This is a genomic window from Dokdonella sp. (assembly GCF_041395345.1).
GTDB lineage: Bacteria > Pseudomonadota > Gammaproteobacteria > Xanthomonadales > Rhodanobacteraceae > Dokdonella.
In genome coordinates, this window is sequence record NZ_JAWLAR010000003.1 from 205560 (window position 1) to 221896 (window position 16337).

Genomic DNA, 16337 nt, shown 5'->3' on the forward strand with positions numbered 1-16337 from the left:
GATGCAGCTGCAAATATCGGCGTGGCTGTGCAACCAATGCAGCCAATCCTGTCCATTGCAGCTAAAATCACGGAATGCGCATCTACATGCAAACCCTGACGGAAGCGACGGAAACGCCCCGCTTCTATCAGCTTTCGCTGCAGCAGGACTTGCTCGGCGGCTGGACCCTGTATCGCGAATGGGGGCAGCAGGGTGCGCGGTCGAGCCTGAAGCGCGAGGTCTATCTTGATCGCGACAGTGCGCTGACAGCATTCGAGAGAGCCCGGGATTCCCAGATCAAGCGCGGTTTTCGGGTTGTTTTCAGCCAGGGCCTGGACAATACGCATGCTCACTGAGTTGACGAACGTTCGCAGAGTCTTCCTTGCCGCGTGCCTGCTCGCGAGTTCGCCCCTCGTCGCCTTTGAGCCGGGCAGCGAGCGAACCTGCGAACCCTCGGCCGACGGCGAGCGCTTTGTCTGCCGTGATGCGTCGGGCAAGGTCGACGAGACGGCAGAGCAGACGTCCGCAGAGGTGACTCAACCAGCGCCCGCTGCAGCAGCCGAGCCCGAGGCCGCGCCCGAGCCCGAAGCGCTGCCTCCCTCGGACGCCATTCCCAGCTCGACCAGCAAGCTGCCAAGCTATCTGCTGCATAACCCGGGCGCCGCGCCACGTCGGGCCGCTGCTGCTCCGGCCGCTCCACCCGCCAGGTCGAAGCCAGTGCAGAGCGCGCCACCCATGCCTGCGCCCGCCGCGGCGCCTGCAGCCTCGTCCACGGCGTCCACATCAGCGCCCGCCGCAACGCGTTCGGACAGCGCGCAGCCAGAGCCGGCGCAAGTCCCGGCAAAGGCAAGCGTGGCGGACACGCCGGCTCCTGCCGAAGCGGCGCAGCCGAGCGCGACGACATCGACTGCCTCCCGGCCCGCGACCAGCCCTGCGCCGACCGAGCCAGCGCCGACGCCTGCAAGAACGCAGTCCGAGCCGGCCGCCGCGACTTCATCGCGTCCGACGGCCACGGCGAAACCCGTCGCGGCCAGACCGAATCCGGCGCGACCGCCTGTGGCGACGGCAAGTTCGCGCTCGGGGGTCTCGTCGGCAGCGCCGCAAAGTCAACGTCCGCTGTTGAATGCTGCCGATTTCATGAAGCTCCCGGGCAGCCACTACACCCTCGTGCTTGACAGCGCGCGAAGCCCGACCGAATTCAACGCACTGGTTGCCACGCTGGAAGACCTTCCCGGCAATCTCTACCTGGTCGGGTTGAACATGCCCGACGGCCGCTGGTACAGCCTGTGCTGGTCCAACTTCGACAGCCTTGATGCGGCACGCGGCGCGCGCGCCGACCTGCCGGCCGACGCACCGATTGCTTCCGGCTGGCCGCGCCGGATCAGCCTGCTGCAAAGCGAAATACAATAATCATTCTCTGGAGTTGTCCGTGACCGATCACCGCTTCCTGCGCGCGCTGAGGCGCGAGCCCGTCGACACGACGCCCGTCTGGATCATGCGCCAGGCGGGCCGCTACCTGCCCGAATACCGGGCTACGCGGGAGCGTGCAGGCAGCTTCCTGGCCCTGGCCAAGACACCCGAACTCGCTTGTGAAGTCACCCTTCAACCACTGGACCGGTTCGCGCTGGACGCGGCCATCCTGTTCTCCGACATCCTGACCATTCCCGATGCGATGGGACTCGGCCTGCATTTCATCGAAGGTGAAGGGCCGAAATTCCAACATCCGCTACGCTCGGCGGCCGCTATCAGGAAGCTCGGCGTGCCCGATCCGGAGGTCGATCTGGGTTATGTCACCGATGCGGTCCGCCTGATTCGTCGCGAACTGGCCGACCGCGTGCCGTTGATCGGATTTTCCGGGAGTCCGTGGACGCTGGCCTGCTACATGATCGAGGGCGCTGGATCGTCCAGTTTCTCGCGCGCCAAGGCACTGATGCTGGACGATCCGGCCACCATGCACCACCTGCTCGACATCAATGCACGCGCAGTCGCGGCCTACCTGACCGCGCAGGCCGCTGCGGGCGCACAAGCCCTGATGGTGTTCGACAGCTGGGGCGGCATGCTTTCGGCGCAGTCGTTCCCGGAGTTCTCGCAACGCTATCTGGCCAGCATCGCCAGCGAACTCAAGTCGAACGCGGCCACGCGTGAGATTCCGCTGATCCTGTTCTCCAAGGGCGCCAACGTGCACCTTGAAGGCCTGGCCGACAGTGGCTGCGAGGCATTGGCCGTTGACTGGACCATCAGCCTCGCCGAAGCACGCCGACGCGTGGGCGACCGTGTTGCCCTGCAGGGAAATCTCGACCCGGCTACGCTCGCCGCCCATCCTCAGGCGATCCGCGAACAGGTGCGCATCACCCTGGACAGTTTTGGCGAAGGCCCCGGCCACGTGTTCAACCTTGGCCACGGCATCACCCCGGATATCGACCCCGAGCACGTCGCTGTTCTGGTCGACGCCGTGCATGAATTCGGCCGGCGTTGATTCTCCTGCCTGAATCCTTGCGTACTTTCCGCGTGGCATTTCTGCCTCGTGCTGCACCGTGGCTCCTGATCGCCGGCTTGCTGTTGACTGGCAACTTCGGCGTCCCCGCCAGCCTTGCACAGGAAGATCCGGCGCCCACTGGCAGCGCGGACATTTCAACCCTCGACACGATCGTGGTCAGTGGCGAGCAACCCGGACCGGGGCTGTGGAAGGTCAGCAAGGGCGATCACGTGCTGTGGATACTCGGCACGCTGAATCCATTGCCGAAAAAGATGAGTTGGGTCTCGCGTGATGTCGAGGCCATCATCGCCGAGTCTCAGGAAGTCATCCTGATGCCGAACGTATCGCTCAGCGTCAAGGGCGGTTTTGTGCGCGGCATTTTCCTGCTGCCGTCGCTGATGAAGGCACGCAACAATCCCGACAAGGAGAAGCTGGTCGATGTCGTGCCCGCCGACTTGTATGCCCGTTGGGAGGTGCTCAAGGCGCGCTATATGGGCAACGACAGGAGTGTTGAAAAGCGTCGGCCCATCTTTGCCGCGTATGAGCTCTACGAGAGTGCGATCAAGCGCTCGGATCTTTCCCTGAAAGATATCGTCACCCCGGTGGTCAAGAAGGCTGCCCGTCGCAACAAGGTCGAAATGGTCGAGCCGGAGCTCGATCTGCGCATCGAATCTCCCGGATCGGCGTTGCGCGAATTCAGAAAGTCCTCGCTGGAGGACATCGACTGTTTTGCCAGGACCATGAGTCGCCTAGAGACCGACATCGAGGCCATGAAGCTGCGCGGCAATGCCTGGGCCATGGGCGATATCGAGGCCATCCAGAGCCTGCCCTACACGGATCAGCTGCAGGCCTGCAGCGATGCCATCCTCGGTGCCAGCGTGGTCGAGGAACGCGGTCTCGACGACTTGCGAGCTCGCATATTCTCCGTGTGGATGGGCGCGGCGGAAGAGGCGCTGCAACGCAATACTTCCAGCTTCGCACTCCTGCCCATGCGGCTTCTGTTGAGCGACGATGGCCTGCTCAGCCAGCTTCGCGAACGCGGCTACACCATCGAAGCGCCCGAATGAACGGTCCGGAACGCGACAAGCCGCAGCAAGCCTGAAAAATTTTGCGGGGATGACCGATCGAGCCTGAAAGACCGCTACACTGGGGCCTCGATCGGGGGATTGCGAATGCAGAACCAGCGAGGTGCGTCGCCGATGACGCGCAGGCAATTGCTGCGCATGATTGGCCTGAGCGCAGGCGGCGCGGCGATGTACCAGGCCATGAGCAGTCTCGGCCTGGCCGCTGAAACACCCTTCTCCGGCATTCCCGCGCTCGGTCCTGCGCCGAAAGGCGCCTCAGTCCTCGTGCTCGGCGCCGGCCTCGCCGGCATGGTCGCCGCATTCGAATTGCGCAAGGCCGGCTACGCCGTGCAGGTCCTCGAGTACAACACGCGCGCCGGTGGTCGAAACTGGACCCTGCGTGGCGGTGATCGCTACACCGAACTCGGTGGCGAAACCCAGCATTGCGAATTCTCCAGCGACCTGTACTTCAATCCGGGCCCCTGGCGCATCCCGCATCAGCATCGTGGCGTCCTCGGCTACTGCAAGCAGTTCGGCATCCCGCTCGAGGGATTCGTCCAGGTCAACAACAATGCATGGCTGCACAGCAGCCGGGCCTTTGATGGCAAACCACAACGCTACCGCGCAGTGGACTCCGACTATCGCGGCCATGTCGCCGAATTGCTGGCGAAATGCACTCTTGAGGGTGCGCTCGATGCGCCGGTCAGCAACGAAGATCAGCAGAAGCTGCTGGCCTCCCTGCAATGGTGGGGCGCCCTCGATGACAATTACGCCTACAGGAAGAACAGCACCAGCAGCGAACGCCGGGGCTACGACAAGGAACCCGGCGGCGGCCTTTCCGGCAAACCGGAATATTCCTCACCCGTAGGCTTGAGCGAGTTGCTTGGCTCGCAACTCTGGCAAAGCCTGCCGATTGCCGAGATCTACGACCTGCAATCGACCCTGTTGCAGCCGGTCGGCGGCATGGGCCGGATAGGCGAGGCGTTCGCGAGCCGGCTCGAGGGCTTGATCCGCTACTCCGCCAAGGTTGTGAACATCCATCAGGATGAACGTGGCGTTGAAGTCAGCTTTGAGGACACGACCAAACCGGGCAGCCCGCAAAGCGCTCGTGCCGACTGGTGCATCTGCACGATTCCGCTCTCGATCCTCGACCAGATCCCGATCAATGTAGGCCAACCGATGAGTGCGGCAATCAGCGCCGTTCCGTATGCGGCCTCGGCCAAGATCGGCCTGCAGTTCAAGCGCCGCTTCTGGGAGGAAGACGACGGCATCTATGGCGGCATCAGCTACACGGACCTGCCAATCGGCGTGATCAGCTATCCAAGTTTCGGCTATCACGGCAAGGGACCCGCTGTTCTGCTGGGTGGCTACACCTGGGGCACCGACGCGATGAAGTTCTCGTCGATGAGCCCGCAGCAACGCATCAGCGCAGCCGTCGCCCAGGGCGCGCAAATCCACCCGCAGTATCGGGCCGAATTCCAGAACGGCATGGCCGTGGCCTGGCATCGCGTTCCGTTCACGATGGGATGTTTCGGTTTGTGGACGCAGGCCATGCGCGAGCAACACTACGAAAACCTCTGCGCGTTTGACGGCCGCATCGTGCTGGCCGGCGAACATGCTTCCTACCTGCCGGCGTGGCAGGAAGGCGCGGTTACCTCGGCGCTCGATGCGATCGACCGACTGCACCGACGAGCCCTCGAAAAGGGAGACGCCGCATGAGTGCCTCATTCAAGTCGATCCTCCTGCGCAGCGTGATGGCCGGCTCGATGTGCCTGGCTTGCCTCTCGGCTGTCGCGGAAGAGGAGGAAGCTGACAGGGCCGGATTGATCACCGGCAATACTTCCGACCTGGTCAGCGGCGAGCAGATCTATACGCAGATCTGCCAAGGCTGCCACATGCCCGAAGGACGCGGCGCCCAAGGGGCCGGCCGCTATCCGGCCTTCGCCGGCAATCCGGCCCTGGCATCGGCAAACTACGTCGTCGTGACCGTGCTCAACGGACGTCGCAACATGCCGGCCTTCAAGCCGGTCGAGAATTTCGAGTTCTTTTTTGGCCCGACCTCGCTGAACGACGAGCAGGTCGCCAATGTCGTCAACTACATCCGCACCCATTTCGGCAACCAGTTTGACGACCCGATCAGCGCAGCCGACGTCGCTGCCCTTCACTCAGAACCCTGAAAGGAGAAAAGCATGGCTCGCATCGCCATCCCCCTGCTCTCGCTGCTGTTTGCCCCTGCCCTGCTCAGTGCGCAATCCGTGGTTCGCCACAAGCTGCCCAACAACAGCACATTCCCTATTGCCGCAGCGGTCGAGGTTCCTGCCGGCAAGACCATGGTCTACCTGAGCGGCAAGGTACCCTCGGTTGCGGATGAAAAGGCTGAGAAGAACAGTGTGGCCGCCTACGGCGACACCGAAACGCAGACGCTGTCCGTACTCAAGGGCATCGAAGAGCAACTGAAAGGGATGAATCTCGGCATGGGCGATGTCGTACGCATGCAGGCCTTCCTCGTCGGCGATCCCGGTAAGGACGGAAAAATGGACTTTGCCGGATTCATGAAGGGCTACAGCAAGTACTTCGGCACGGATGTCCAGCCCAACCTTCCGGCCCGATCGACGATGCAGGTCGCCGCCCTGGCCAATCCCGGATTCCTCGTTGAAATCGAAGTGACGGCCGTTCGTCCCTGACAACGTGTCTACAAACCCGCGGCTCGTCGCGATCACCGGGAACCAGAACTCCAACAAGACTTGCCATCACTCCCCCGGGAGATAGCCGGATTGGTGGTCGCGTGGATGAAGGAGGTTCGGCTCCGAGGATGGAGACTGAAGAGTCGTGCCCGGGCCAGCGGTCGAGAGATTGTCTGGCAGGATCCGTGGGCAATTCTGCTTGCGTAGCAATTCGTCCGCGGGGTCGGCGTTTTCCAATGTGCTTTCACATGTCTGCGGCGCCTGGCGTTCCCCTCCGACCGAGACACCGCGCCATCATCTGCTCCAGCATGTCCGCACCAACGGGCTTGCGCAGGAATGCGTCCATTCCCGCTTCTCGTGCCTGAGCCTCCTCATCGCCAGTCGCGCGGGCCGTGATTGCGATCAATGGCAAGTGATTGCCCGTTGCCTGCTCGCTTTCGCGCTGCCGCAACAGTCGGCTCAACTGGAGGCCGTCGATGCCGGGCAAGTCGAGGTCGACCAGGGCCAGGTCGATATTCGTAGTTTCCAGAATCGCCAGAGCGGCCAGTCCGTGAGGCGCGTGACTGACCCGATGCCCGATCTTCTCCAGCATGCCAATGACGACCGCAGCGACGGTGGCGTCGTCTTCGACAACCAGTACATGAACCGGTGCGGCTACGCCCTGGCCATTGTTGTCAGAACGCCCGCCTGTTCGGCCTGACCGGCTCGATGCGTGCGGCCGCTGCCGGGTCGGCTCGGTCGTTGGCAGTGGCAGGCGGATCGTGAATCGACTGCCTTCACCGGGTGCGCTGTCGACGGCGATGCTCCCGCCCATCAGATCGACCAGCTCGCGGCAGATCGACAGGCCGAGTCCGCTGCTTCCGGGATTCGACGCCTGTTCGCCGGATTGCTCGAAACGCCCGAACAGGCGACGGCGCATGTCGGCGTTCATGCCGGGGCCGGTATCGGAAACGCTGAATACGATCCAGCCTCCCGCGGCACTCCTGATGCCGAGTTCGATCCGGCCGCGTTCGGTGAACTTGATCGCGTTGTTGACGAGGTTGAGCAGCACCTGCTTGATGCGCAGGGCGTCGCCCGTGACCGCTTGCGGCAGCGGTTCGACCTGCCTCAGTTCGAGCAGCAGATTCTTCTTTTGCGCCAGCGGCTGTTCGAGCGCGCGGACTTCGCGCAGCAATTCCACCGGATCGAGTGGCTGGTTTACCAGCTCCAGCTTGCCCGCCTCGATACGGGCCAGATCAAGACTGTCGTTGACCAGGCGCAACAGCAGATCACCGGAACGGCTGATCGCTTCGGCATAGCCACGCTGGCGGTCATCCAGGTCGGTGCCGCGCAGCAGTTCGGCCATGCCCAGCACGCCGGTCATCGGCGTACGGATCTCATGGCTCATCGTCGCCAGAAAGGCCGATTTCGCATTTGCCAGTTGTTCGGCATTGCGCCTTTGCTCTTCGGCCAGCGCCATGACGTGAAGCTGATCAAGGCGATGCCGCCAGGCGCGCATGCCGGCAAAGACGACAAGGCCGAACAGCGCGAGGTAGGCGAACCAGGCGCCCGGGCGCAGCCAGGGCGCGGCGGCAACATGGATCGGAAGTTTCAGCGTGGTATCGCTCCAGACGCCATCGGCATTGGCCGCACGAAGCTGGAGTTCGTAGTCGCCGGCCGGCAGCTGTGAAAACGTCCGCTCACCACGTGCGCCGGTATCTACCCAGTCTTCGTCAAAACCATCCAGGCGAAACTGATATCGGTTGCCGGCCGGATTCAGAAACGACAACGCCCTTGCGACGACATTCAGCTCGCGATCCGAGTGTGCAAGTTCAACCGGTTCCTGCGGGGCCAGGGTCTGAACTTCGCCTTCCCGCCGCACCGATAGCCCGGTCAGCTTGAGCAGTGGCGCGGGCGAATCGAGCGAAATGGCCAGCGGATCGAAGCCGATCAGACCGGCGCGCGAGTTGATATAGACGCTGCCATCCGGTGCCCGCGCAAAATGGCCCATCAATTCGGCGCTGGGCAAACCATCCCGCTCACTGAACTGGCGAATGCTCCCGCGATCGGCGTCGATGCGCCAGAGTCCGCGCTGGCTGGCCACCCAGAGGCTGCCATCGGTCGCTTCGTGCAGATCGGAAACCTGCATGGCCGGCCACTCTTCGCTGCTGGCAAAGCTCAGGTCCCGCGCGAGAACGCCGTCGTCCAAGTGGTAGCGCTCCAATACCCCAAGCCGATGCAGCCAGACCAAATCCTCGGCGCCAAAAGCGATCGCGTGAATCGCTTCGTCTGGCGAGCCGGGCACCTTTTCGAAGCGGTCCAGTGCGGCGTTGTAGCGCTCGACACCGACGCTGGTTGCAATCCACGGTGCACCCTGCGAATCGAGTACGAGATTGCTGATGTCAGCGTCTCCAAGTGCTCCGGCACCGACCGAATAGCTGCGGATGGAAGCCGAAACCGGATCGATCCGGGCCACGCCTCCGCCGCGCAAGCTGGCCCAGAGCGTGCCTTCAGCGTCAAGCAGCAACTGATTGGCATAGCCTCGAGGCAATGCATCGGGCGAATCGGTGGCTACCGGCAGTTCGATCATGCCGCTGCCGTCCAGGGCATAGCGGCGAATGCCGCGCTGATGGCCAACCCAGAGGAAATCGCCCACCTGCAGGACCGATCGTATCGGGCTGCCCTTGACCTGCAAGCGCCCGCCGTGGCGAACGACCTTGCCGCTGCCTGCGTCAACATGATCGACGCCGTCGCGACCGCCGCCTACCCACAGTCCGCCGTCTCCATCGACACTGACCGACTCCGAAACAGAATGCCTCAGGCTGGTTTCCTGGCCTGGTCGGTGCCGCCAGACGGAGAAATTGCGCCAACGCGCCGGTAGACGCGCGACGCCACCTTCATACAAGGCAAACCAGAGTCCGCCTTCACGGTCGCGCAGGATATCCATCACCCGCGACGAGGACAGATCGCCGGGCAGGGCATCACCATCGCCATAGCGTGTCTGCATGCCATTCTCGTCGCGCACCAGACCCGCTGTCGTGCCGATCCAGCGGCTGCCGTCGGGTTCGCTGACGACCGCCAGAGTGGCCATCAGTGCCTCGGTCTCGACCAGCATTTCGGCGAATGCCAGATCGTTGCCCACCCGGGCCACGCCGTGATCGCTGCCGACCAGAACACTGCCGTCGTCCTGCACCTTCAAACTCTGGATCGGCACGCTCGCAGCGCGGCGCTCCAGCGGAGGAAGACTGACGTGGACAATGCGGCCGTCGCGTTCGCGCACGTCAAGCCCGTTGTCCGTGCCGATCCAGAGTCGACCGGCCTTGTCTCCAGCCAGCGAGATGACGGTGGTCGAACGCAGACTGCCCGGGTCGTCCGCGTCATGCTCGATGCGCTCGAAGCTTCCGTCGTCGCGCAGCCGGTTCAGGCCGCCCAGATAGGTGCCAACCCAAATCGTGCCGTCCGCATCCTGGGCAATCGTGAATACGTTGTCGGTACTGATACTGACCGGATCTTTGCTGTCGTGCCGGTAGCGCCGGAAACGATGGTCATCCAGCATCTGGTTGAGACCGCCGGCCTCGCCACCCGCCCAGATCCCCCCGTCACGGTCGACCAGCAAGGCCGAAACATCGTTGCTGGCCAGTGAATCCGGGTCGTCCGGATCATGCCGCCAGACGCGATAGTCCACACCGTCATAGCGCGCCATACCGTCACGGGTGCCGATCCAGATGAAGCCGTCGGCTGCCTGACGAATCACGTAAACATCGCTGGAGGGCAGGCCATCCGCCACACGCAGGGTTTCGAACCAGGGATCCGCAGCGGGCGGAGCGGCGAGCAACAGCGCCGGCATCAGCCAGCAGAGAATTCCCGTTCCGAAACGTCGCATGACGCCCTCCCTTGCGAATTCAGCTTCCAGTGGAACCGATGTTGCCATGTGGAACGGGCTCGAGACCACCGGGTACCAGCCTCGCAACCGGATAGAATCGGGCCATGTCCCGTTCCCGCCTCCCGTTGCGACTGATCCTGTTCGGCCTGCTTGCTGTCGCGGCCGTGGTCTTGATCGGCCTTGCCATCAGCACGCTCAACAGCCTGCTCGAGTTGTACGATCGCCTGATCCACCTGCCGTTGCTGGTGCGCGTGCCCCTGACCATCCTCGTGGCCGGCATCGCACTCGGACTCGGCGCGCTGGCTTGGAAGCTGTTGCGACCGGGCCCGAAACGCTCAGCCCGAACCAGGGCCGGACAAGTACCGGCACGCGAAAGCGTCGAGATGCGCTTGGCCGATTTGCGTGCACGCGACGAAGCTGCGGCCAGTCTTGAGCACGAGCTCATGGAACTGGACAAGCGGCGCCAGAGTGGCGAAATCCACGTTGCCCTGTTCGGCGAAATCAGCACCGGAAAGACCAGCCTGGTGCGCCAACTCACGAACGAGCCCGTGGCCGAAGTCGACGTGATCGGCGGCACCACGCGCTGGGTCCAGCATTTTCGCGGCAGGCTTCCGGATCAGCGCGAACTTGTGCTGGCCGACATGCCGGGGACTGGCGAGGTCTCCGGCCAGCAACGCGAGCAACTGGCACGCGATGAGGCGCTGCGCGCGCATGCGGTGATATATCTTGCCGACTCGGATCTGACCCGCGCCCAGGATGCGGAATTGCGCTGGCTGGCCGGCTTCGGCAAACCGATTGTTCTTGTCCTCAACAAGGCCGACCAGTTCGAAGCGAAGGAACTCGACGCGCTGTTGACTGCCTTCAGGAGCCGCTATGCCGAAATCTGTCGGGCCATTGTCAGCATCAGCGCGGGTGGCAGCGAACGCTTCGAGCGAACGCTCGGCGATGGCCGTGTGGAACGCGTCGAGCGGGAACGCAGCGCCGACATCGGCGCGCTGCTTGAGGCGCTGATCGACATAGCGGCTCAAGGGCAGGCCGCACTTGAACCAGCCCGGGAAGCGGCCGTGCTCCTCAGCGTCGATCAGCGCGCCAGTGCGCTGGCGCGCGAAGTCGCGATGCGCGAGTCCGACGCCACGATCACGCGCTATACCCGGCGTGCCGTGGTCGGTGCCATGGCTGCGGTGGCGCCTGGCACCGACATCATCATCCAGGGTGCCCTGGGCACGGCCATGGTGCGCGAGTTGGCCCGCATCCACGATGTCCCGGCGCGCGAGCTCGACGTCGAGAATCTGCTCGCCCGACTCGGATTGACCGTTCGCAATACCACCGCCATCGTGCTCGCCATTGCCGGCAATGCGCTGAAGGCCTTTCCGGGCCTCGGCACGCTCGGCGGCGGCGTCCTGCATGCGGTGGCCTATGGCCTCGCCTTTGATTCGCTGGGGCGCGCCGTCGCGAACACCCTGGCCGAACACGCACGCCTGGACCAGGATGAAGCCGAACAAAACATCCGCGAATTGCTGACCGAACCCGCCCGTGACCGGGTTGAACGCGTCGCCCGCATCGTGATCGACTCGATGCGACAGCCAAATGCAGCAAGGCCGGGGGACGATTGATCAGGTCAGGTACATAAACCTTCAACGCGCGACGGGTAGCGCATGCCATGGCAATTTGCCAAGCTGCAGGCATGACCACTTCAATCCGTTCAGGCTTTACGCTCGCCCTGTCTGGCCTGCTGGCCTTCAGTCAGGCGGTCCAAGGCGGGCAGCCGGAGACCTGGACATTCGATCCGGTCCACACCCAGGTCATCTTCTTTGCCGATCATCTCGGTTTCTCCAAGGCCATCGGCCGGCTGAAACTGCAGCAAGGCTGGTTCCAGTTCGATCCGGACGACTGGAGCAACGCACAGGCGGATGTCGTCATCGACATCGGCAGTCTGGACATGGGCGAGCCGGCATGGACCCGGAAGGTACTCTCACCTGCCTTTCTTGATGCCGAACAGTGGCCAACCGCCCGCTTCATCAGCACCTCGCTGGAACAAACCGGCAAGGATGCCGGCGTGCTGCATGGTGACCTGTGGCTGCGTGGCGTCAAGCAGCCAGTGGATCTCGAAGTGACATTCAACCGCATTGGCGGCGATCCCTACGCATTCAAGACCAAGGCCGGTTTCAGCGCGCGCACGACGCTGGATCGGTTTGCCTTCGGCATGGACCGCTATCGCGACGTGGTCGCCGGGCCAGTCGAATTGCGCATCGAGGTCGAAGGCGTGCGCAGCCGATCAAAGAAGGGAGTCAGCGACGATGCCACTGAAGGGAAATGACCAGCGCTTTGGCAGCGTGGCCCAGAGCCTGCACTGGCTGATGGCGATTGCCATCATCGGCAACGGCATACTCGGCTGGATCATGCACGAGATGCCACTCGGCATGGACAAGCTCAACACCTACGCCGTGCACAAGTCGATCGGCCTGACCGTGCTCGCCCTGCTGCTGCTGCGCATCAGCTGGAAGCTGTTTGATCGACGCCCGCCCGATGAGCCCATGCCGCGCTGGCAACGCCTCGCTGCACATGCGACGCATGGTGTCCTGTACGTGTTGATGCTGGTGATTCCGCTCAGCGGCTGGTTCTACAACTCGGTGCGGGGTTATCCGCTGCAATGGTTCAAGTGGTTCAACCTGCCGGCGCTGACCGAGAAAAACGAAGACCTTGTATCAATCGCGCATCTCGTGCACGAATCCCTGTTCTGGGTGCTGCTGGGCGTGCTCGCCGCGCACGTCGGCGGCGCCTTGTTGCACCATTTCCGCGAACGCGACAACACCCTGCTGCGCATGCTGCCACTGGCCCGATTGCGCCCACGCACCGATGGAGACGAGTCATGAAAACCAAGGCATTCCTTCTTCTCGCATTGACCTGCTGCGGCCTTGCCCATGCTACCGAATACACAGTCAAGGAGGGCAGTCGACTCGGCTTCGTCGGCACCTTCCAGGGTGAGGAATTCCAGGGTCGATTCGATCGTTTCGACGCAAGCATCCGCTACGACCCTGCAAATCTCGAAAACTCGAAGTTTGATGTCAGCGTGGATCTGTCCAGTGCCGATACCGGCGATTCAGAACGCGACGTGCTGCTGCCCGACCAGGAGTTCTTCGATGTCGCCCAGCATCCCAGGGCCCGATTCGTTACCAGCACGTTCCGCCAGTCCGGTGACAAGGTCGTTGCCGAAGGCACGTTGAGCCTGAAGGGGATCAGCAACCCGGTCGAACTCGACGTCGACTTCAGTGCCAATGCCTCCGGCGGAATACTCGACGTCGAGGCCATTCTGAATCGGCTCGAGTTCGAGGTCGGCACGGGAGACTATGCGGACACGTCGACGATCGGCGATGAAGTCAGGGTGCGCGCGCATCTGCTGCTGGAAGCCAGGTAGCGCCATACGCATGCGATGGCGCCCGCATCGCGCAGAGCCTACTATCGCGGAGTGAAGACGACAGACTCTTTCTGGCAGCGCCTTGTCGGCCGCTTCCGCAAGCCCGTTGAGGAGACTCCAGCTTCCACCAGCGGTGGCGGCGAGCATCACGCGCAAGCCGAAGCCAGCCTGCGCGCGCTGCTTGAAGACCCCGGCATTCCCGACCCGATCCGCCAATCGCTGGCTGAGGATTTTGCGCGCCTGGAATCCATGCTCGGCAAGCTCGAGCGCGACGAATTGCATCTCGCCGTGTTTGGCCGCGTCAGCGTGGGCAAGTCGGCATTGGCCAACGCCCTGCTTGGCGAGCCGGCCTTCGAGGTTGGCGTCCTGCACGGCACCACACGCGAGGCCTCACCACGTCCGTGGCGCGAGGTCGCCGGCAGCGGCGTGCACCTGATCGACACGCCCGGCATTGATGAACTGGATGGCGAGGCGCGGGAACAACTGGCCGTGGAAGTGGCCGGCATCAGTGATCTCGTCGTGTTTGTCGTGGATGGCGACATGACCACGCGCGAACGCGATGCACTCGTTCTGCTGGCCAGCACCGAACGACCGCTGCTGCTCGCACTCAACAAGGCTGATCGCTACGACGAAGCCGAAATCGAGCGTCTGCTGGCACGCCTGCGCGAACATGCCCGCGGACTCGTGCGCGAGGAGGATGTCGTCGCCGTCAGCGCCCAGCCGCCGCCCTTGCGACGCGTTTCCCTCGACAGCGAAGGCCGCGACCAGGTCGAGATGATCCGTCAGCCTGCCGACATCGACGCCTTGCGCAACCGGCTGACCGACGTGTTGACGCGCGAGGGACGCACCCTTTCGGCGCTCAACGCGAGTCTGTTCGCCGGACGGCTGACCGATGCGGTGGCCAGCCGCATCGTCGCGGCACGGCGCGAACTCGCGGCCAGGGTCATTCGCCAGTATTGCCTGGCCAAGAGCATTGCCGTCGCATTGAATCCGATCCCGGTCGCCGACCTGCTGGCCGCTGGCGCCCTCGACGCCGCCCTGGTGACGCATCTGGCTCGGGTCTACGATCTGCCCCTGACCCGGCGCGAAGCAGGCGGCCTGATCAAGACGATCTGTGCACAGCTCGCGGCTCTGATGGGCGCGATCTGGGGCATCCATCTCGCTGCTTCCGCACTCAAGGGCATCAGCGCCGGCATGTCGACCGTGCTGACCGCCACAGCGCAAGGCGCGCTGGCCTGGTACGCCACCGAAATCGTCGGCCGCGCCGCGGATCGTTATCTGGCTGCCGGAAAGTCCTGGGGTGACCAGGGTGCCAAGCGGGTGGTCGCCGACATCGTTGCCAAGCTCGATCGCGACTCGATCCTGCGCGAGGCGCGCGAGGAAATCCTGAAGCGGCTGCGCGTACCGGACAAGGCCGGGGCCTGACTGAAAAACTGAAGATTTCCGGCATGGCAGCTGGAGTATATTCAGACGCACCCATGAGCCCTTCAGCCGCCAACCTCGAACGCCATGCCGAACTCGACCGCCGGCTCGTTGCGGCGGTCAAGAGCATCCGCATTCTCGGCTCGGTGAGTTGGCCGGCCTCGGCACAGATGGCATTCCTGGACAGGTGGCGAAAGGGCAATCCGATACTTCCTGTCATCGAGTATTCGCGCCCCGGCTATGCCAGCGCGCGCGAGGAAATCGGAGCCATCCGCGATGCCGCCGATGCGCAGCATCCGGTCGGCGACTACATCCGGCGCAATGCCGAATCCTGGCGCGTGGCGACCGAACTCCTGGAAACAGCCGGCAGTACGGAATTCACGACCCATTCGGTCACACTCTTCGGTCGACCCGGCTCGAAGATCCCCGGCAGCCAGCTCAGCAATCTCGACGCGGCGCGCCACTTCATCAGCCTGACCGACGAGCTCGACAAGGAGATACTGACCAGCGAAACGGACTACTGCATTCCGGCGGCCGTCCTGCGCGATGACCTGCAGACTCAGCTCGATGCATTCTTCGGCGCCGGCACCGTCCGCGTCGAAGTCGACGACAAGCTGATCTCGAAGGCGGCCGCCGGTGCGACACGCATTCGCCTGCGCTCGGCAACCTGCTTCAGCGAGTACGACCGCAACCAGTTGCTCGAGCACGAGGCGTTCGTGCACACCCTGACCGCATTGAATGGACGACGCCAGCCCAACCTCGCCTCATTGGGCCTCAGTTCCCCGCGTATCACGGCAACCCAGGAGGGACTTGCCGTATTCGCCGAGCTGATGACGGGCTCGCTCGATATCGAGCGACTCAAGCGCATCAGCCTGCGCATCCTGGCGATCGACAAGGCCCTGCATGGCGCCGATTTCATCGAGGTCTTCCGCTTTTTCCTGGAAGCCGGTCAAACTGAAACCGACAGTTTTTCATCCGCGCAACGCGTGTTTCGAGGCTCGCCGCTTACCGGTGGCTCGGCCTTCACCAAGGATACGGTCTACCTGCATGGGCTGTTGTCGGTACACACCTTCTTCCGCTGGGCGTTGAAGAACCGCAAGCTCAAGCTGTGCCGCAACCTGTTCGCCGGCAAGATGAGCCTGCATGACGTCGTCGCCCTGGAGGGCGAATTCGACAGCGGCTACATCGCAGCGCCGAACTGGCTGCCGCGCTGGGTAAGGCACGCGAACGGACCCGCGGCGACGCTGGCCTTCTCGCTGTTTGCCAACAAGATCCGCCTCGATAGGGTCGAGGCGGAAGATCTGGTGCTGGCCTTGTAGGCGTTTCGAAACCGGGCAGCTGCGATGAATCTTCCCGGCGTCGGATCGGCCCGGCGTACGGCCCGGCTTTGCGACGGCCAGCCGGATCCTGCTCACCGACTGGTCCGCGAAACCTG

General features: G+C 63.6%; 14 protein-coding genes. 13 read left to right on the plus strand and 1 reads right to left on the minus strand.

Annotation, left to right across the window (positions count from 1 at the left end; all coding sequences use genetic code 11):
• Positions 1-74: 74 nt before the first annotated feature.
• The 7 genes from R3F00_RS04335 (at position 75) to R3F00_RS04365 (ending at position 6203) form a co-directional block, all read left to right on the plus strand.
• Positions 75-335, plus strand: coding sequence for a WGR domain-containing protein (locus tag R3F00_RS04335; protein ID WP_371280489.1), 261 nt, complete (start codon positions 75-77; stop codon positions 333-335).
• Positions 325-1389, plus strand: coding sequence for an SPOR domain-containing protein (locus R3F00_RS04340; RefSeq protein WP_371280490.1), 1065 nt, complete (start codon positions 325-327; stop codon positions 1387-1389). Before R3F00_RS04335 ends, R3F00_RS04340 begins: the two co-directional genes overlap by 11 nt.
• 19 nt (positions 1390-1408) lie before the next feature.
• Positions 1409-2455, plus strand: a complete 1047-nt coding sequence (gene hemE / locus R3F00_RS04345) for a uroporphyrinogen decarboxylase (RefSeq protein ID WP_371280491.1) — start codon at positions 1409-1411, stop codon at positions 2453-2455.
• Positions 2456-2487: 32 nt separating this feature from the next.
• Positions 2488-3522: a TraB/GumN family protein gene (locus R3F00_RS04350; RefSeq protein ID WP_371280492.1), complete on the plus strand. Its 1035-nt coding sequence runs from the start codon at positions 2488-2490 to the stop codon at positions 3520-3522.
• 132 nt (positions 3523-3654) lie between these two features.
• Positions 3655-5238, plus strand: coding sequence for a flavin monoamine oxidase family protein (locus R3F00_RS04355; RefSeq protein WP_371280544.1), 1584 nt, complete (start codon positions 3655-3657; stop codon positions 5236-5238).
• Positions 5235-5696 carry a cytochrome c gene (locus R3F00_RS04360; protein ID WP_371280493.1) on the plus strand — a complete coding sequence of 154 codons (462 nt, stop codon included), beginning with the start codon at positions 5235-5237 and terminating at the stop codon, positions 5694-5696. The genes R3F00_RS04355 and R3F00_RS04360 overlap by 4 nt, the downstream gene beginning before the upstream one ends.
• 12 nt (positions 5697-5708) lie before the next feature.
• Complete coding sequence (locus R3F00_RS04365) at positions 5709-6203, plus strand: RidA family protein (RefSeq protein WP_371280495.1); 495 nt, start codon at positions 5709-5711, stop codon at positions 6201-6203.
• Between the two features lie 244 nt (positions 6204-6447).
• Here the strand turns inward: R3F00_RS04365 and R3F00_RS04370 are convergent, their stop codons facing one another.
• Entirely contained in the window at positions 6448-10065 is a 3618-nt protein-coding gene (locus tag R3F00_RS04370) for a two-component regulator propeller domain-containing protein (RefSeq protein WP_371280496.1), read from the minus strand.
• A gap of 104 nt (positions 10066-10169) precedes the next feature.
• Between R3F00_RS04370 and R3F00_RS04375 the strand changes: the two genes are divergently transcribed.
• The 6 genes from R3F00_RS04375 (at position 10170) to R3F00_RS04400 (ending at position 16221) form a co-directional block, all read left to right on the plus strand.
• Entirely contained in the window at positions 10170-11678 is a 1509-nt protein-coding gene (locus R3F00_RS04375; protein ID WP_371280497.1) for a GTPase, read from the plus strand.
• A gap of 71 nt (positions 11679-11749) precedes the next feature.
• Positions 11750-12382, plus strand: coding sequence for a YceI family protein (locus R3F00_RS04380; protein WP_371280499.1), 633 nt, complete (start codon positions 11750-11752; stop codon positions 12380-12382).
• Positions 12363-12938, plus strand: coding sequence for a cytochrome b (locus R3F00_RS04385; protein WP_371280500.1), 576 nt, complete (start codon positions 12363-12365; stop codon positions 12936-12938). Before R3F00_RS04380 ends, R3F00_RS04385 begins: the two co-directional genes overlap by 20 nt.
• The gene (locus tag R3F00_RS04390) at positions 12935-13480 is read left to right on the plus strand and encodes a YceI family protein (RefSeq protein ID WP_371280501.1); all 546 of its coding nucleotides are present in this window, start codon (positions 12935-12937) and stop codon (positions 13478-13480) included. The genes R3F00_RS04385 and R3F00_RS04390 overlap by 4 nt, the downstream gene beginning before the upstream one ends.
• A gap of 15 nt (positions 13481-13495) precedes the next feature.
• On the plus strand, positions 13496-14905 hold the full coding sequence (locus R3F00_RS04395) for a DUF697 domain-containing protein (RefSeq protein ID WP_371280502.1): 1410 nt from the start codon (positions 13496-13498) through the stop codon (positions 14903-14905).
• Positions 14906-14958: 53 nt separating this feature from the next.
• Entirely contained in the window at positions 14959-16221 is a 1263-nt protein-coding gene (locus R3F00_RS04400; protein ID WP_371280503.1) for a flavohemoglobin expression-modulating QEGLA motif protein, read from the plus strand.
• Positions 16222-16337: the final 116 nt, after the last annotated feature.